This is a genomic window from Bacillus sp. z60-11, from assembly GCF_046464135.1.
Taxonomy (GTDB): domain Bacteria; phylum Bacillota; class Bacilli; order Bacillales; family Bacillaceae; genus Bacillus; species Bacillus sonorensis_A.
The window spans coordinates 26,930-45,548 of sequence record NZ_JBIYSN010000010.1 but is presented as its reverse complement, the minus strand read 5'-3'; the positions used below and the strand labels follow the sequence as shown (position 1 = coordinate 45,548).

Annotated in this window: 15 protein-coding genes and 2 tRNA genes; all 17 read right to left on the bottom strand. The window is 46.1% G+C overall.

Features of this window, described 5'->3' with window-relative positions:
- Positions 1–95: 95 nt before the first annotated feature.
- The 17 genes from ftsH to mfd all read right to left on the bottom strand — a co-directional run bounded on the left by ftsH (position 96) and on the right by mfd (position 18,585).
- Complete coding sequence (gene ftsH / locus ACINLD_RS21290) at positions 96–2,018, bottom strand: ATP-dependent zinc metalloprotease FtsH (protein WP_409445303.1); 1,923 nt, start codon at positions 2,016–2,018, stop codon at positions 96–98.
- An 85-nt stretch (positions 2,019–2,103) separates the two neighbouring features.
- Positions 2,104–2,643 (bottom strand): hypoxanthine phosphoribosyltransferase, encoded by a 540-nt coding sequence (hpt, locus tag ACINLD_RS21285; RefSeq protein ID WP_026589806.1) that lies wholly within the window; start codon positions 2,641–2,643, stop codon positions 2,104–2,106.
- Positions 2,627–4,057 carry a tRNA lysidine(34) synthetase TilS gene (tilS, locus tag ACINLD_RS21280; protein ID WP_077735246.1) on the bottom strand — a complete coding sequence of 477 codons (1,431 nt, stop codon included), beginning with the start codon at positions 4,055–4,057 and terminating at the stop codon, positions 2,627–2,629. The genes hpt and tilS overlap by 17 nt, the downstream gene beginning before the upstream one ends.
- A gap of 102 nt (positions 4,058–4,159) precedes the next feature.
- Entirely contained in the window at positions 4,160–5,200 is a 1,041-nt protein-coding gene (locus tag ACINLD_RS21275) for a serine/threonine protein kinase (RefSeq protein WP_409445304.1), read from the bottom strand.
- Positions 5,166–5,903 (bottom strand): VWA domain-containing protein, encoded by a 738-nt coding sequence (locus ACINLD_RS21270; RefSeq protein ID WP_026589808.1) that lies wholly within the window; start codon positions 5,901–5,903, stop codon positions 5,166–5,168. Before ACINLD_RS21270 ends, ACINLD_RS21275 begins: the two co-directional genes overlap by 35 nt.
- 69 nt (positions 5,904–5,972) lie before the next feature.
- Positions 5,973–8,462 carry a stage II sporulation protein E gene (gene spoIIE / locus ACINLD_RS21265; protein ID WP_026589809.1) on the bottom strand — a complete coding sequence of 830 codons (2,490 nt, stop codon included), beginning with the start codon at positions 8,460–8,462 and terminating at the stop codon, positions 5,973–5,975.
- A gap of 209 nt (positions 8,463–8,671) precedes the next feature.
- A tRNA-Glu gene (locus ACINLD_RS21260) sits at positions 8,672–8,743 on the bottom strand.
- 9 nt (positions 8,744–8,752) lie between these two features.
- Positions 8,753–8,826 (bottom strand) — tRNA-Met (locus ACINLD_RS21255).
- A 154-nt stretch (positions 8,827–8,980) separates the two neighbouring features.
- Complete coding sequence (locus tag ACINLD_RS21250; protein WP_026589810.1) at positions 8,981–9,367, bottom strand: S1 domain-containing RNA-binding protein; 387 nt, start codon at positions 9,365–9,367, stop codon at positions 8,981–8,983.
- A gap of 79 nt (positions 9,368–9,446) precedes the next feature.
- Positions 9,447–9,824 (bottom strand): FtsB family cell division protein, encoded by a 378-nt coding sequence (locus ACINLD_RS21245; RefSeq protein ID WP_026589811.1) that lies wholly within the window; start codon positions 9,822–9,824, stop codon positions 9,447–9,449.
- 17 nt (positions 9,825–9,841) lie between these two features.
- Positions 9,842–10,468, bottom strand: coding sequence for a spore cortex biosynthesis protein YabQ (gene yabQ / locus ACINLD_RS21240; RefSeq protein ID WP_410207173.1), 627 nt, complete (start codon positions 10,466–10,468; stop codon positions 9,842–9,844).
- Positions 10,465–10,773, bottom strand: coding sequence for a sporulation protein YabP (gene yabP, locus ACINLD_RS21235; RefSeq protein WP_026589813.1), 309 nt, complete (start codon positions 10,771–10,773; stop codon positions 10,465–10,467). The genes yabQ and yabP overlap by 4 nt, the downstream gene beginning before the upstream one ends.
- 75 nt (positions 10,774–10,848) lie before the next feature.
- Positions 10,849–11,112 (bottom strand): RNA-binding S4 domain-containing protein, encoded by a 264-nt coding sequence (locus ACINLD_RS21230; protein WP_077735247.1) that lies wholly within the window; start codon positions 11,110–11,112, stop codon positions 10,849–10,851.
- Between the two features lie 3 nt (positions 11,113–11,115).
- Positions 11,116–12,588 (bottom strand): nucleoside triphosphate pyrophosphohydrolase, encoded by a 1,473-nt coding sequence (mazG, locus tag ACINLD_RS21225; RefSeq protein WP_410207172.1) that lies wholly within the window; start codon positions 12,586–12,588, stop codon positions 11,116–11,118.
- Positions 12,578–14,176, bottom strand: coding sequence for an oligosaccharide flippase family protein (locus ACINLD_RS21220; RefSeq protein ID WP_410207171.1), 1,599 nt, complete (start codon positions 14,174–14,176; stop codon positions 12,578–12,580). Before ACINLD_RS21220 ends, mazG begins: the two co-directional genes overlap by 11 nt.
- Positions 14,177–14,380: 204 nt before the next feature.
- The gene (gene spoVT, locus ACINLD_RS21215) at positions 14,381–14,917 is read right to left on the bottom strand and encodes a stage V sporulation protein T (protein ID WP_026589817.1); all 537 of its coding nucleotides are present in this window, start codon (positions 14,915–14,917) and stop codon (positions 14,381–14,383) included.
- A gap of 134 nt (positions 14,918–15,051) precedes the next feature.
- Positions 15,052–18,585, bottom strand: a complete 3,534-nt coding sequence (mfd, locus tag ACINLD_RS21210; RefSeq protein ID WP_077735250.1) for a transcription-repair coupling factor — start codon at positions 18,583–18,585, stop codon at positions 15,052–15,054.
- Between the last annotated feature and the right edge of the window lie 34 nt (positions 18,586–18,619).

The window sequence follows — 18,619 nt, the reverse complement described above, 5'->3', positions numbered from 1 at the left end:
CGCCAAAGCGGCTCTAAAAAGGCAAAAAAATAAGAAAACTGCCGAATAGCATACGCTTGGCAGTTTTCTTAAAACGAAGGGAAAAGGGATGGGAATTACGCTTTGTCATCCTCTTTTCTCTCTCCATCATCTCTTTTGTTGATGTTTACTTTGACATCGTCTTTTTTCTCCTGAACATCATCTGCATAGGTCCGGTCAGGAAGTTTTCCGTGCTCAGTCAAATGCTTGATTTGCTCAGCGTCGAGCGTTTCGACTTCCAGCAATGTCTGAGCGATCAGTTCAAGCTTATCGCGGTTTTCGGTAAGGATCGTTTTCGCACGTTCATAACATTCTTTGATGAAGCGCTGGATTTCCTTATCAATTTCATACGCGATCGCGTCACTGTAGTTTTGATCATTGTTGAAGTCACGACCCAAGAAGACCTGGCCGCCCTGAGACTGTCCGAACTGAAGTGGACCGAGTTTTTCAGACATTCCAAACTCCGTAACCATCCGTCTAGCGATGCCGGTGGCACGCTGGAAGTCATTATGGGCTCCCGTGCTGACTTCGCCGAATATAATCTCCTCGGCTACACGGCCTCCAAGCAGACCGACGATTTTATCGAGAAGTTCCGGTTTTGTTTGGAAATAACGGTCTTCCTTAGGAAGCATAACGGCATATCCGCCGGCTTGGCCGCGGGGTACGATTGTTACTTTGTGCACCATATCCGCTTCGTCCAAAACAAGTCCGATGACGGTGTGCCCCGCTTCATGATAAGCAACGATATTGCGTTCTTTTTTCGAAATCACCCTGCTTTTCTTAGCAGGACCGGCGATGACGCGGTCTGTCGCTTCATCGATGTCGCGCATATCGATTTTCTTTTTATCATGGCGGGCTGCTACGAGAGCCGCTTCATTCAAAAGATTCTCAAGATCCGCACCGGAGAATCCAGGCGTTCTCATCGCGATTGATTTCAAGTTGACAGATTCGTCAAGCGGTTTGTTTCTCGCATGGACGCGAAGCACTTCTTCACGGCCTTTTACATCAGGACGGTCAACTGTAATTTGACGGTCAAAGCGTCCCGGACGAAGCAATGCAGGGTCTAAAATGTCTGCGCGGTTAGTCGCGGCAATAATGATAATCCCTTCATTGGCGCTAAAGCCGTCCATTTCAACAAGAAGCTGGTTCAGCGTCTGCTCCCGTTCGTCATGGCCGCCGCCTAGACCCGCACCACGCTGACGTCCGACTGCATCGATCTCATCGATGAAAATCAGACACGGCGCATTCTTCTTCGCATTTTCAAACAGGTCGCGTACACGTGAAGCACCGACCCCGACGAACATTTCCACGAAGTCTGATCCGCTGATGCTGAAGAAAGGCACGCCAGCTTCACCGGCACAAGCTTTCGCAAGCAACGTTTTACCTGTACCCGGAGGTCCGACCAAAAGCACACCTTTCGGAATCCTTGCTCCGAGTTCAGCAAATTTGCGGGGATCCTTCAGAAACTCGACGACTTCGACAAGCTCTTGTTTTTCCTCATCCGCTCCTGCCACATCTTTGAATTTGACGCGTTTCTTTTCTTCTGTATATAGCTTAGCCTTGCTTTTACCGAAGTTCATGACACGGCTTCCGCCGCCTTGAGCCTGATTAAGCAGGAAGAAGAAAAGAATGAAGATAATTACAAAAGGGATGATGGTGGTAAAGAAGGTCATCCATCCGCTTGTTTCCTGTGCAGGTTCAACTTGTATCTTCATCTTTTTGACTTGATCAATAATCTGGTCTGCCCCTTTTCCTTCAGGAACATGGGTCAGGAAATATTGGTCTTTTTCATAATTATTCAGCTGCCCGCGGACTTCGTAAACACCTCTGACAGGCTGGATGGAAACATTCTCAACCTTCCCGTTTTCAAGGTTTGAAACAAAGTCACTGTACGTCATATTTTCTGTTTTCGGATTTGCGGTTTGGAAGTAGCTCACAACTCCGATTACAACTAATAAAATAAGTAAATAAAAAATGGTATTACGGAAGACCCGATTCATTCCTTACCTCCTCCCACAGTAAGCACAACTATGTTCAATAGTATCATAGAAAATCGTTCCAATACAACAGATATCCCTTTCGTAATCAGCTTTCATAAACCGCCGGCTTGAGAACTCCGATGTACGGAAGATTGCGGTAGCGCTCCGCATAATCAAGACCGTATCCCACAACGAATGCGTCCGGCACTTCAAAGCCGACATAGTCCGCTTTGATATCCGCCTTGCGTCCGCTCGGTTTATCAAGAAGGGTTACAATCTTAATCGACTTTGCTTTGCGGTACCGGAAAAGCTCCACAAGATAACTTAAAGTCAGCCCACTGTCGATGATGTCTTCAATAATTAAGATGTCACGGCCCTCGACTGATGTATCCAAATCTTTAATGATTTTGACTTCGCCGGAAGAAACCGTGGAATTGCCATAGCTTGATACATCCATGAAATCCATTTCCAAATATGTATCAATATGCTTTAAAAGATCGGCCATAAACGGCATGGCTCCCTTTAACACGCCGATGGCCAACGGGAACTTGCCGCTGTATTCATCTGTTAATGCGGTGCCGAGCTCCTTGACCTTTTTTTGGATCTCCTCCTCAGAGATCAGGATATTTTCAATATCTTGTTTCATTCTTTGCTAGCCCCCTACACTTTTCATGCTGTCTATATTGTAATACAATGCGATCATTGTTTGTAACATCAAGTTCCTCAAAAATGGTTTTTTTCAGACCGGGTATCCAAACAATCCTTCCGTCCGCGTCTGTCACAATGGGCCAGCTGTCTCTTTTCGCAAGAGGTACTTTTTCATCAATAAATATATCTTTAACCTTTTTTGAGCCGTTCATCCCTTTAAGTTGGATTCTGTCTCCTTTTTGCCTTGTCCGTACATAAAGGGGGAAATGAACATGCTTGGAACTTGCTGCAAAAACATCATTTCCTTTCGGCACGTGGGCTGCACCTTGTCTGCTCACATGAAGGGAATATCCGTTAGGAAGCATCAGGTCTTCGTCTTCCGCACCGCTGATTTCATAGTGATAGGAAATTTTTTCACATTGCAAACGCTGAAATGTAAACAAACATGTATGATAAGATTTAACCACTTTAAGCCCGTTTGGAAAATCAAGAGAACCGGATGGACCCGTTTTTGAAATCCATTCCAGAAACAACTTAATATGATGGGCTGAAAACGCCGATGGAACGTTTTCATAAAGATAGTTTAATATTAGTTGAACTCCCCTTCTTTGTAAAGGCATAGGGAGATCGAGAAGGTGCGGGACGCTGATTTCTACAACGGTACTTGACTTGCTTGTGATAACTGTATTCATTTTATCTTTCGTTAATGCCTGTAAGTATAATTCGTCCTCAGCCAGAGATTCACTGACCGATTGAAATCGTTTATGGACATCTTCCGACTCTTTCTTTAAGAAAGGGAGAACATAATGCCTGAATCGGTTTCGTGTATAGCCGTCCTCAGCATTGCTCGGATCTGTCCTGAACGGGACACGGTTCACCTTGCAGTAAGCCAGAAGGTCTTCTTTGGCAAGCTCGAGAAACGGCCTGATCAGCCATCCGCTCTCAAAGCGGCGCTTCGGCTGCATACCGGCAAGGCCTAAACCGACCGTGCCCTTCGCCAATTTCATCAGCATCGTCTCCACCTGGTCATCTCCATGATGTGCCAATGCCAAAAATCCCGCCTGATGCTGATTCATTTGCTCCTTAAAGAAGCGGAATCTGCACTCTCTTGCGGCCGCCTGTTTGTTCAGGCTGTTTTCAGAAGCATACTTGCCGACATCGATTTGCCGGGCTTCACAGTATATCCCTTCCGCTCTGCAATATTGCTCAACAAAACGCATGTCTTCCTCAGACTCCCGGCCCCTGAACATATGATCGACATGTACGGCAATAAGTGTCGCCGTTTCGGGAATCGAATGATGCAAGGCGTGAAGCAGGGCCATGGAATCAGGTCCGCCGGAGACGCCAACGATGATCGTTGTTCCATCAAAAGACAGATCGTTTTTTTTCATGAAATCTTCTATCGTTTTCACAATGTCCTCCCACTTAGAGCAGGGTGATTTTCAAAAGATATAAATAATCCTAACACTTTCAATCAGTCCCTGCAAAGAAGAGCTATCAGCCTTGTATGTTCTTCACATAAAGAACAGAACGATATAGGCAAAATAAAGGGCAAGGACACTGACGACGATCAACAGCGTTTCAAAGATACCGCCGGATTTCTGCCGGGCTTTCCTCACCCTGCGGCCGCTTCGCGAACGCTGCTGAGGCGCCGCATGCGCCCGTTGACCCGGGCCTCGCGCTGAGGCCGGCGCCTGCGAACGGCGGGCGGTTCTCGGCTGATGCCTGCTGCTTTGTCCCTTAACCGGACGGCTCACCTCGAGCAGGTCGGTCTTCATTTCATCCGCTGTTTTATACTTTCCTTTTAAAGCTGAAACCAAAACCGCTTTATATTTTGATAAAAACGGCTGACTGTCAATGACTGTCAAAAGCTGATCCGTCGGCTTGGCCGACTTCTTGAATTCTTTTTTAGTCACACAGTTCACCATAATCATGGCCACGGAAAACAAATCATATGATGGTTCAGCCTTGCGGGTTCCACATTCCCAATATCCCCTGTCAAAAAACTCCGTGTACTCCTTGATCGCCCGGCCTTCTTTTGTCGTTCCCCCGACATCAATACAGCGAATTCTTGCCGGAGGCCCCGTCACGATCAAATTTTCCGGTTTTAAATCTCCAAAAACCCATCCTTCGCGATGGATGATCGCTAAGCTTGATAGAAGCTGACTGATCAATACCGGAATCCATTCCTCCCCCTTTTCGCTGACATAACGTAAAAGAAGGGGCCCCTCGATATATTCCATGACATAAAATGAGAGTTTTTTGCCGGTATTGGACAACAGCATGTCATCCACATCAAAAAAAGAAGGCCCCATCGCTTTAGCCTGGGCCTTTGAAAAAGATTTCAGAACATTCACTTCCGACGTAATGGACAGACTGTCATCGCTCACTTTAAGCGCCACACGTCCTTTAGTTGAATCAGCTAGGTACACAACGCCATTAGCCCCTTTTCCCAGCTGTCTGATGATCTTATAGGAATGATTGTTCCACTTTCCAACAACCTTTAAACCCGGCTTTAAACTACCCGCTATACTCGTCGAAGCGTCTTTCATCATCTTCTAACATGCCCCTTCTCGAGCTGATTTTATTAAAATGCTGAATCGCCTCTCTGATTGCCGGTCCTGTCGGGGTAATGCCTCCCGCCGCCAGTTTGGAAAATATTGAGGATAGAGATTCAAACTTTGGCGTCCAATCCAGCACAAGCTCAACCTCTTGTTTTTTCCCGGGAAATATAAACATCGCAAATTCGTTGTCACCGATTCTTGAGTTTAGGCTGATCGACAGATCGATCAATGCTTCTTTGACTGTCGGGAGCTTTGGATTCATGCTTGCGCTTGTGTCGACAAGAACCAAAACGTGTAGATGAACGGTTTCCCCGAGCTCATCAACGACTTCCATGACTTCCCCGCGCTTATCAGGGGGCAGTTCATCGATTTCTGTAGACTTTCCGAGAATCTGTTTCAGCTCATTGTTGACCACACCTTGAAGCGTTTGTGTCATTGCTTTTTTCGTCACCATCTGAACCGTTTGCGACAGCTGGGAAGCATAGACCACCTGATGAACACCGCCTCCTGCAAGAGCGATTCCTTCAACTTCATTCATCGCTTCTTGATCCATCGCATTTTCTTCCATAATCCCAATAACATTTACGGTGATCCCCTGCTCTTTTGCAAAGGCCGCCATCGCCTGCGGGTCTTCACCGCGGTTTGAACATCCGTCTGTAATGAGCAGGATTTGATTCAAGTGCCCCTTTTTCATGATTTTTATTCCTCCTGGAGTCTTGATTTAGTTTCATCATCGCCAGAAGAAATTTGATTTATACGAATGCTATGAAATCTCTTGGTTCTTTTGCAAAAAAGCCGGCGCCGGAATGGAAGCCCATTTTGGTGTATTATGGTCGATCTTGATGACAAGCACTGTCATATCATCCTCAATCAGGCCTGATCTTGTCCGAATAACCTCTTCCATGATCAAGTCGGCGATTTCCTGAGGATCCTCTGTTTTCAGTGATTTCAGCTTCCGTTTCATCCAAAGGTCGTAATTTTCCACATGTCTCGGCCCTTCAAAAATTCCGTCGCTCATCATAATCAGGAGATCTCCCGCTTTTAATTGCTCGCTGACAACATCGACGTCAAATTCGGTGATGATGCCGATCGGCAAATTGCTGGCCTGGACTTTGATGATTTGATCTGACCTCTTAATAAAGCTTGGGGTCGAACCGATTTTTAAAAATTTGCAGCTCGCATCCTGTAAATCAATGATGGACAGATCAAGCGTTGAGTAAATCTCATCTGTTGTTCTTAATGAAAGGATGCTGTTGATCGTTTTGATCGCAACCTTTTCATCAATGCCTGACTGGAGAATTTTTTCAAGCAGTTTGATCGTTTCATTGCTTTCAAAATGAGCCCTGGCCCCGTTGCCCATGCCGTCGCTGATGGCGGCGGCGTATTTGCCTGCGCCAAGCTCCATCATATTATAGCTGTCGCCGGAGACGAGGCCGCCGCCTTTGGCTGCATGGGCCGCCCCCGTCGACACACGGTAGGATTTCGCCGATCCGAAAGCGACGTGGCAGTAGCCGTTCGGGTGTCCGGCACATTGCTCAGCCTTAACGATGATCTGCTCCTCCAAAATATCAGACAACATCGGGGCAATGATTTTTTCACACTCCCCATGCCCGTTGCAATATGGGATGCTCATTTCGATATCGATATTTCCTTGATCAAGACTGTAGATTTCAACCTGCTGAATTTCGATGCCGAAATGCTGCAGCGCTTCGCGAATTTGCTCTTCCTGGATAAAGTGCTGCTCCCTCTCCCTTTTTATTTCCCGAGAAAAGTCGGCCATGACCTGGGATACGCCGAGGAGCTGCTCCGCTACGAGACGTCTGCTGTCATGGACCTTTTGCTTTAACGTCTGATCTGCTCTGAAGTGTGTAAGCTCGTCCTCGATCAGCGCTTCAACCTGTTTCGATTTAGAACAGTGCTGATTGAATTCTTTTTTCAGCTTGCGGTTTTGATAGTATTGCTTTTCTTCTGTTTCCTGCATAACCCGCGTCATCAAATCATATGTTTTATCAAAGTTCTGTACCCAGCACTTGTTTTTCTTATAACAAGATTGACAGGAGTGTTCAGTCACCTTGCTTAAAAACAGATCGATTTCTTTTTCCTTCCCTTCTTCGTCAGGAACGGAATGATAAAATGTGGCAAAGCTTTCTGACAAAGCATGAAACACATTTGAAAATTGATCAACTTTTTGGGCGGTGACATCCCGGATTTTTCTTGCATATTGCTGCTGCTCCTGGGCATGTTCGACCGTTCCGGGGATATATTTGGCCACTTTTTTCGTGATGGACTGCGGTGTTAACAGAAACAAACCGATCGCTATTAAGGATTCATACAATGTCGGCACAAGTTCAGCCGAACCTTCTCCATAAAGAGAAATCAGCAATGATCCGATCAGCAGGCCGACCGCGGCGCCTACTTTTTTTCCTTCTTTTAACAGACCGCCGAGAAGGCCTGAAAAAGCCAGCAGGCTCATCTGATATAGATTGCCGATATTGGAGAGGCTGAGAATCAATCCAGTCACAACCCCGACCGTACAGCCGATGCTGGCGCCGCCGATAAACGCGAAGGCCAGCACGACATACCGGGCCAATATCAGTTCAGCCTGCATGCCTTGGAATGAAACACCCGTTAATCCGGTGAGAACGGATGCAATTAATATCATAAAGCAGATGATTTCCTCAATTTTCAAAGATTGTTTGGCCCGCTTTGATGTCACGATCGGCAGGCTTTGCAAAAAAATCAAGGTCAAAATAAAGGACAGCCCTGCTTCGACAAAAGCCATAATGTAGTGATAGTTTGACACCGTTCCGTGCTGAGCATAAACAAACCCGCATCTCGCCAGCGCCATTGCCAAAAAAACGACGACAGGCAGCGTCCTGACCGGGTCTTTTATAATAAATGAAGTCATTTTTGAACATATGGCAAACGTAACGAGTGCGGCAAGGATAAACAGTGCATGCTGCGGTGAAATGCTCAAAGCTCCCGCAAGCAGCGCCAGACAGGCCAAGAAGGCTTTATCTTTTTTAATCAACAGCATCGCTCCGAAAAATGGAAGGGCAAATGGAATTACCTCCGACAAAATGAAGGCTCGTCCCAATAAAAAACCGATGATCATATAAATGAACCCTTTATAGAAAAAGAGCGAATACAAATGCTGCATCATCAGCTTCGCCATGCTGGCATACCATGAATGGATCTTCTGTACAAATGGTCCTGCAATTGGGCTGTTCACTCTTCTTTCCGCTTTTTCCATGATCTCATCCCCCACTGGTTTATTCGTTGCTTGCCATTATAACGAAAGATGAAACAGGATTTTGTCAAAAGAAGGTAACGATTCCAAAGAACTCTTCGACGCTTTTTGTAGAAAGCTTCAATCGCTCATGATAAGTCGAGTCTTTTCTCGCAATTTTGCAGTTTTGGGCAAAACAAAAAACCGGCTTCATAAGAAACCGGTTTTGCGGATGACCCGTACGGGATTCGAACCCGTGTTACCGCCGTGAAAGGGCGGTGTCTTAACCACTTGACCAACGGGCCATATCAAAGTAGCGGCGGAGGGGATCGAACCCCCGACCTCACGGGTATGAACCGTACGCTCTAGCCAGCTGAGCTACACCGCCATGTTTATCATTTCGCGTTCTTTTAACGCACAAGTTCTATAATACAAAGGATTGTTCAGTCCGTCAATAGATTTTTAAATAAAATTTTCGAGAAAATAAAAAGGCATCCGTTGGGATAAGACGAATGCCTTTCGTATATATAGAAAGCAGCAAGTTAACCTCTTCTTGCTCCGCGCCCTCCACGTTTTGATTCCGTGTTGCGTTTAAGAGATGATAAACGGTCTTCACTATCTTTTAAGAACTTAGACATTTTCTGTTCAAACGTTTCTTTAGAGCGGAAATCATTTCTGGGTCTTGATTGAGGACGGTCTACAGCCTTTTTGATGGACAAGCCGATTTTTCCATCTTTTTCAACATTGATGACCTTGACTTGGACTTGATCACCGACTTTCAGATGATCATTAATATCCTTCACATAATTATCGGCTACTTCACTAATATGAACGAGACCTGTTGATCCTCCAGGCAATTCAACAAACGCTCCGAAATTTGTAATACCTGTTACTTTCCCTTGCAACTTGCTGCCAACTTCAATCGACATAAAAAAAGTGCTCCTCCTTAGACTTAAAAAAGATCATTTCTTTAATTATACATAAAGAAAAAAATAAGTGTCAACAAGGCTACTTGCTCTTCTTGTCAAACTTGAAGATGATTTCCCCGTCCTTTGACAGGTAATAATCCTTTCTGGCAAGCTCGGCAACGTAATCCTTGTCCTTCAATTTGACGATCTCATCTTGCAAATCCGATTTTTTTGCTTCCAGCTTATCCAGCTTTTTCAAGAGTTCTTCTTTCTTCTCTTCTTTTGCGCTTATGTCAGAGGATTGCGTCCACATTGAGCTGACCAGCACAATCGCCGTAAGCAGCACGACGGCCCCAAATACCGTCAACCGTCTGTAAAGACCGCGTCTCTTTCTTTTGAGATGCTGCTGTTTCCGTTCCATCTGCTCTTTATATTCATTTTGAATCTGAGAAATATTGCGTTTTCTAGAATCGTTCAATTCCAGACGGCCTCCCTTCACTTTTTCAATAATTTCGTTTTAATTGTTATGAATAGTTTCTTTCCCTTTTTGAAAAATCCTGCTCCGGATTGAAAAAAGCGTTTCAGCAGCCTCTGAATACGGGCGGGTAGCAGCTTGTAGCATTGGTATATTAAGAAGTAAAACGGGTAGCCTGCAAATTTTAAGATCTTATATAAACATAACTCAAAAAATCGAAAAAGAACATAGATATTTTTCAATGTAAACAAAATGATAGCCAAAATGGCCTGAAGTGCCCACACGACAGGGCGGAATATCATCATCCGCATCATTTTTGCCGCGGTTCGGCAAATGAAAACGAAAAAAGAGATCATCCATTCCAGCATTTGATTGTAGATATGTTTAAAAAGGCTTTGGTAAGCGGCAAATCCCAGCAAGACCGCCAAAAAGATATAGATTCTAAACTCTCCTTCATTTACGCTGAGCAAGACGTAGAAAAAAAGGAGACCTTGTACCATCCAAAACAATAGATCATGGATAAATAAGAGCAGTCTGGCGGTTTTTGCGCGAAGCACAAATCGTTTGTAGGTATCAAGGGAAGCACCCAGCCATGCCCCCATTCCGGCCATGGCCAGCATCGTATAAAACTGGGTGGTCAGCGTCATTTAAACAACTTGCTAAAAAAACCTTTAGCTTTCTCCCCCTGCTGCTCATCCAAATAGACGAGATCAAGCACTCTTCCTTTAATGGAGACAACGCCTTTTTCCACATCCAGATTTTTCATCTGCAGATTTTCGCCTCTGACCGCCAGCATACCCATGACGGTTTCCAGCAAAAATTCCTCATTGTCAAAGCTCTCGACTTGTTTGACGCCGGAAATGTCCAACAGCTTGCGGCCCTTCATCATCACATTATGTTCAGGACCAGATGACCCGCCGGAAGGGTTGTGCTGATCATAATATAAGCTCATCTATTCATCCCCCATATCCTCATACTAAGATTCGTTACTGCATTGTATGAGTCGGGAGATTTTTTTAGAACAAGCCTATTCTCCTCCGAGTTTCTCTTCTTTCAGCACGGTGTACATATTGGCCGCCTCTTCTTTTTTTGTCGTGTCCTTCAATTCGTTAACTTTGACCGTGACAAGCTTTTGGCCGAAACGCACTTCAAGCTCGTCTCCCGCTTTGACGACAGAGCTTGCTTTTGCCTGCTGTCCGTTGATCGAGATCCTTCCCTGATCCGCTACCTCCTTGGCCAGTGTTCTTCTTTTAATCAATCTTGATACTTTTAGAAATTTATCAAGTCTCATCGTTCAGTTTCCCCTTTCCAATTCTTTCGCTTCATTCCAAAGTTCATCCATTTCCTCAAGCGTCATGCTTTCAAGGTCTTTCCCGGCGCGCTTCGCTTCTTGTTCAATATACGTGAACCGCCTGTAAAATTTGGCATTCGTCATCGTCAGTGCCTCTTCTGGTTCAATTTTGTAGTAACGGCCGATATTGACAAGAGCAAATAAAAGATCACCGAATTCTTCCTTTATTTTTTTACTGTTCGGTTCAGCTTCGGAGATTTCAAGCGAAAACTCTTTTATTTCTTCTTGAACCTTATCCCACATATCCTCAACGTCTGACCAGTCAAATCCGGTTTTGGCAGCTTTTTTTTGAAGCTTGTTCGCCTTTGCCAGAGCAGGCAGCGGCTTCGGAATGTCATCAAGGAGCGATGTCTCACCGGTCTGTTTTTCCCGCTTCTTGATCTCTTCCCAGTTTGCTATGACGTCCGCCTCATCGCGAACGGCAACGTCTCCAAAGACATGCGGATGCCTTCTGATCATCTTCTCGGTGACTCCGCGTATCACGTCATCAATTGCAAAAAAGCCTTCGTCCTCGCCGATCTGCGCATGCAGAAGGATTTGCAGCAGGACATCGCCAAGCTCTTCAACAAGATGATCCGGATCGTCTTCATCGATGGCTTCCAGCACTTCATAGCACTCTTCTATCAAGTATTTCTTCAGTGATTGATGGGTTTGTTTCTGATCCCAAGGGCAGCCGTTCGGCCCGCGCAGCTCCCTGATAACACGGCGGAACATCGAAAACTCCTGATAAAGTATCGCGTCATCTTTAACAGGCGGGACGTAGACGCTTGTCAAGTTATTGATGCCAAGGCTCCTGTCCAGCTCATAAAGAGGCACTTTCCTGACCTCTTCCATGCTGCTGCCCGCTGCTGTTACGATCACGACCTCATAGTCGTCAGGCAGCTTTTCCATCAATGTCAGCTTCACTTCTGAAGCGGTTATCTGATCATAGACCTGACAAATAATGAGATGATGGCGAAGTTCGACTTCGTCTGCGGAGAACTGGACGGCATCTACAAATTGAAAGCCTTCAATCGGATCGATCTCCAAGGCGTTAAATGTCGCGTCAAGAAAGCTGTGGCCTCCCTCCACCTCTACTTCTGTATAGTGCATATGCTGTCTTTCAAGCAACAGCTGCACCGTTTTTTCCGCTACGAACGGGTGGCCCGGCACGGCGTAAAGCACATCCCGCTCCTCTGCCTCGCGAAAAAGCCTTGCAACGATTTCATCGTAAACCTCATCAAATTGATCATGCTTTTCATAGACCTCATCAAAAAAATGAATGATCGGAATTTCTTTTCTCAGCTCTTCTATTAATGGATGGTCCTTCGTCCGGACATATAAAACCTCAGCCTGTGTAAGACGCTTGTAGACGCCGAGGGTTAATTGGGTCATATCGCCTGCCCCGAGACCGACAACTGTTATTTTACGAGCCATTCCTGCCGCCCCTTTCTCGTTTGAATGTAAGGAGCTTGCTTCCAAAAGGCACAAGCTCGAGTTCTTTCTCTGAAAACACGCGTAATTTGAATATACAGTATAAATAGACCGCACCGCCGATCAAAACGGCACTGAGGCTTTCGGCAGCCGACAGCCACCTGCTTGTCTGGGTGATCACCGCTTCAAACACATAAAGCCAGACCGCTAAGACCGCCGACATGATAAAGGCTGAAAGCAGAATGCCGGTGATTCTGTATTGAGACAGTTTAATCCAGCCCTTTCTTCGCAGCTGGATCAGATTGAGCCCGGCGACAGCCGCAAATGAGACCACCGTGGCCAACGCTGCTCCGGATATACCGAAAGGAGGGATCAGGGCGCAGTTCATAACAGCTTTCAGCAAAAATCCGCTGCAAACGGAGACAGCCGGAAAAAACGTGTCCCCGAGGCCTTGCAAAACAGCGGTCATCGTCATAGCAACCGATGCAAAAAAAATCGAAATACTGAAAATTTGCAGGACAGCCGTCCCTTCACTGTTTTTGAACAACATGACATTAACCGGCTCCAAAATGCACATGAGGCCTGTCGCCGCACCAGCACCGATCATAAAGCTGATTTTAATTGAAGACTGCACCTTTTCCCGGGCAGCCTCGCTTTCTCGCTGTTTTTTCGCTTTCGTAAGGGACGGGACGAGAGCCGTCGCAATACTGGCAGCAAAGACAGTTCCCAATTGCAGCAGCGGCTGTCCTCTGTCATATACACCTTTTATATGTTTCGCCTGGAGTTCATCCATTCCCTGCCCGGTTAAAAGCGAATATAAATTCAGCGCGTCGACAAGCTGGATCAGAATCAGCATGAGGCTGGCAGCGCAGATCGTTGCCGTGTAAAGACAAAGCTGTTTCACAATGGTTTTCGTCTCAACACCAGCCTTAGCCGTGACAACGACTCCGGTCCTCTCTCTTTTTGTCCAACATATCGCCAGGATCAAAAACGCCGCAAGGCCGCCGATCAATGAGCCAAAAGCCGCTCCTGCGCCGGCTTCATATAGCGAGTGTCCGTTCTTTACCAGCCACCATGTCAGGATAAGGATGGCCGCAACGCGAAGCAGCTGCTCCCCGATTTGCGAAAATGCCGTCGGCAGCATCAGCTCGCTCCCTTGAAAATAGCCTCTGAAAAATGAGACGAAGGGCAGCAGCAAATAAGAAAACGAAACGGCGCGAATAACCGGACCAAGTTCCGCATCCCCCATCAGGCCTGCGATCGACTCCGCTCCGACAAACAGCAGCAGAAAAAAGACAAGGCCGACACCAGACACAAACAGCATGGACACCCGGAGGATTTTCCCGCGGCCTTCCGGTCCATAGTCATTCAAAAGCTTTGAAATGATGACCGGAAAGCCTGATGTCGCTAGCAGTACAGAGATCCCAATCATCGGATACACCTGCTGAAAAATATAAAAACCGACATCTCCCACAATATTTTGAAAAGGCACTCTATATACAGCGCTTAATATTTTTGATAAAATCCCCGCCAATGACAGCACAAAGGCACCTTGCCAAAGCAGCCGTCCTCGGCTGTTGAAAAAGCCCATTTTGCAAGCTCCTTTCAATGCGCTCACCTTATAAAAAAGCGCACGAAACGTGCTTATTATACCATATAGAGAGCCGGTTCCCGCGCTTTAAACTCCTCAACTAAAAAAAGAACAGCCCAAAAAGGGTGCTGTTCCATCATCGCAAGCGGGTTCGACATTCCTGCTTTAGAGGGAGCAGGAATGTCAAAATAAAAGGAATGAGACCTATTGTTCCATTTGACGAGCCAGAAAACCGGCCGCCGTTTCGACTGCTTTATGTTCGACTTCACCAATCGACTGGTCTTTCGAAAAAATTACGACGGCTCCGATCGGATCGCCGTTTGCAACAATCGGTCCAACCGTATAAGAAGCGACTTCTTCGTCAATGCCGTCAATCAGCTGGATGGTCTTCGCATCCCCGTCCAATACAGAGTTGCGCTGATCCATCGCTTTTTCTACCAGATCGCTGATCGATTTATTTAAGTAGTCTTTTTTAGAGCTTCCGGAAACCGCGATATACACATCCCGGTCGCAAATCAGCACGGAATGCCCTAAACTGTCATAAAGCGCGTCCGCATATTCCTTGGCGAAATCACCAAGCTCGCTGATGGGAGAATATTTTTTTAAAATAACCTCCCCGTCCCGATCCACAAATATTTCCAATGGGTCCCCCTCACGAATGCGCAAGGTTCTTCGGATTTCCTTCGGGATTACGACCCGGCCTAAATCATCAATCCGACGTACGATACCAGTTGCTTTCATCTCTGCTGCCTCTCTTTCATTTGATGATATATCTGGTGGATGTAACAGAGCTGTGTCCTTGAAACACTCTCCACTCTTGATTGATTTTAGTATCCTTCACATCAAATGTAATATACGTGAGAAACAGTAAAATTTTACGATGAAGCGATTGTTTGTTTTTTGACGTCTTGCAAGCCTTTCAAAATCTCAAGAAGCGTCTCCAGCCATTCTTCCGGCGTCCGGTTTTTAATTTGAATCGAGATTTTTAGTTTTTTCCCTTCCATTCCGAGGCCGATCTGTCTGCCATATTTGCTGCCGAGCTCAAACAGCTTTTGTCCATCGATGGCAGTGCTTGCCTGTTCATCAATCGTCAACATGACGGCGCCCTTATCCTGCTTGATCAGCTCTACTCGCTCTCTGATCGCATATACCTTCATTTCTGCGATGGCAAATAAGTACTCGACTTCTTTCGGGTATTCGCCGAAGCGATCGATCATCTCATCCTGAAGCTCGCTCTTTTCTTCAATTGTCGCGACGGACCTGAACCGTTTATACATATCTATTTTTTGTTTCCCGTCGGTGACATAGGTTTGCGGAATATACGCGTCAATCTCCAAATCGATTTCCGGCTCAAATTTTTCAACCTGCGGCACATCACCCTTGCGCGCTTCAATCGCTTCCTTGAGCATTTGCGAATATAAATCAAAACCGACGGAATCGATAAACCCGTGCTGCTGTGCACCCAGAAGGTTTCCGGCGCCGCGAATCGTCAAGTCGCGCATCGCGATTTTAAACCCTGACCCCAGTTCTGTGAACTCTTTAATAGCCTGAAGCCTTTTTTCCGCCACTTCCGTGAGGACTTTGTCTTTGCGGTACGTAAAATAGGCGTACGCCACCCGATTGGAGCGTCCGACGCGGCCCCTCAGCTGATACAGCTGGGAAAGTCCCATTTTGTCGGCATCAAACACGATCAACGTATTGACGTTTGGAATATCAACGCCCGTCTCAATAATCGTCGTACTGACAAGAACATCCGATTCTCCTTCTAAAAAGTTCAACATGACGGATTCAAGCTCGTTTTCCGTCATTTTCCCATGAGCATACGTCACCTTGGCATCAGGCACAAGCATTGAAATTTCTTCGGCTTTTCTTTCAATGTCCTCTACCCGGTTGTATAGGAAGTACACCTGGCCGCCTCTGGCCAGCTCCCGTTCAATCGCTTCTCTCACCAGTGCTCCGTTGTATTCGACAACATACGTCTGCACAGGAAAGCGATTTTCCGGCGGAGTTTCAATGACTGACAAATCCCTGACACCGAGCATGGACATATGAAGGGTTCGCGGTATCGGAGTCGCCGTCAACGTCAAGACGTCGACATTCGCTTTAATGCGTTTAATCTTTTCCTTGTGTGTCACACCGAACCTTTGTTCTTCATCGATAATAAGCAAGCCCAGATCTTTGTATACAACATCCTTTGACAAAAGCCGATGGGTTCCGATGACAATATCAATCGTGCCGTTTTTCAAGCCTTTAATCGTTTCATTCGCTTCCTTTCTCGTGCGGAAGCGGCTGAGCAGACCGATGTTAATCGGGTAGTCCTGGAAGCGCTCCTGTATCGTCTCATAATGCTGCTGAGCCAAAATCGTCGTCGGAACAAGGAGCGCGACCTGTTTTCCGTCAGCAATCGCTTTAAATGCAGCTCGTATCGCCACCTCTGTCTTGCCGTATCCGACATCGCCGCAAAGCAGACGATCCATTGGACGCGGTTTCTCCATATCTTTTTTAATTTCATGAATCGATCTCAGCTGATCCTCTGTTTCCTGGTATGGAAAAGCAGCTTCAAATTCGCGCTGCATTTCATGATCGGGAGAAAATGCATACCCTTTGCTTGCTTCTCTTTCGGCATAGAGCTTAATCAAGTCATCGGCGATATCCTGAACAGAGGTTTCAACCTTTTTCTTGACCCGCTTCCATTCGCTTCCTCCCAGTTTATACAGCTTCGGTTCTTTTCCTTCTGAACCGACATATTTTTGGACCTGGTCAATCTGGTCAACGGGCACGTACAGCTTATCGCTTCCCTGGTAATGAATATTGAGGTAATCCTTGTGGATGCCGTTGATTTCCAGTGTTTCGATGCCTAAGTATTTTCCGATTCCATGATTGACGTGGACGACATAATCACCGACCTGCAATTCTGAGTAGCTTTTGATTCTTTCTGCATTGGTCAGTTTTTGCTTGCGCGCCTGCTTTTTTACGCGCTTTTTAAACAGCTCTTCTTCGGTGATGACGGCCAGCTTCATCAGCGGGAGCTCGAAGCCCGATTGAAGGCTGCCCTCCATAACGTAAATTTGGCCTTGGGCAAGGCCTGTATTACGGTCGGCTTGGGCAGCTTCTATTTCATAATCCGATAGAACAGAAGCAAGCTTGTCAACGCGTTCCTGGCTGTCCCCGAGAAAAACCGTCGTATACTTGGATTTCCTGAACCGTTCAATTTCATTTTTGAGCACATTCATCTGTCCGTGAAAGTTCTGCATTTGTTTGCTTGATACATTCACGATGTTTTGCGGACTTGTATGCTGAACATGCCTTAAAAACAGCGAATAGTATAAAATCGGGCGAGACTGTTTCGAAATGAGTTGATGAAAAGGGAATGACATCGATATATCATGAAGAATATTGCCCTCTTCGAGAAGACTCGTCATCCATTCAGCTTCTTCTTTTTGCAGCTGATCTTCCATTTCATGAATACGGCTGATTTCATCCAATATCAGCAAAGTATGGTTTGGAAAATAATCTAGCAAACTAGCAGGCTTCTCATAGAAATAAGAAAGGTATTTGACCATTTCCTGGCCAATGTTTCCTTCCGCCAGCCTCTCTTTATCCTCTTCTATATTTTGATGGAGGATTTCTTTCTGTTTATCAAGCTTCAGTTTCTTGAGGCTGTCGGCAAGACCTTTTTCTATTTGTTCAAGCGCTCTTTTCCGGTCTTCATCCCGGACGATCAGCTCCTTGGCCGGACCGATCTTCACTTGCTCGCGCGTCTCAAGAGACCGTTGATCATCCGTATTAAAAATGCGAATCGAATCGATCTCGGTGTCAAACAGTTCAATGCGGATCGGGTTTTCCTCAGTCAATGAGTAGACATCGATAATGCCCCCGCGAATACTGAACTCGCCTGGAGCCGCGACCATATCCGTACGCTCATATCCGATTTGAACCAGCGTCTGAATCAGCTTTTCCGGGTCGATTTCCCTTCCGGTTTCAAGGTGAACCTGACTATTTCTCCATACTTCCACAGGGGGCAGCATTCTTCTCACGGCTGCAGCGGGAGCAACTATGATCGGAGATTCTCCGCTTGCCAGCCTATTTAAAACATCGAGCCTTTGCGAGCGCAGCTCAGGGCTTGCAACCGCTATCTCGGACGAAATCAACTCATTTACAGGATACAAAAGGACAGGCTGATCTTTTATCAGCCCTGTTAAATCATCTGTAATTTTTTGAGCCTGATAAAGGTTATGTGTAATTAAAAACAACGGCCGTCCAGATTCTTTTGAAAGAGCGGCTGTAAACAGCGACCGGGCTGATCCGGAGAGCCCCGCAAGCAGCTGCTCCTTCAGCCCTTCGTTTAAACCGTTGACGATGGATTTAAAATCATCGCTTTCTGTAATGTATGATTGAATATTGTTCAAATGAGCCCCTCCTCTCTTCCTCAAATAGAAAAAT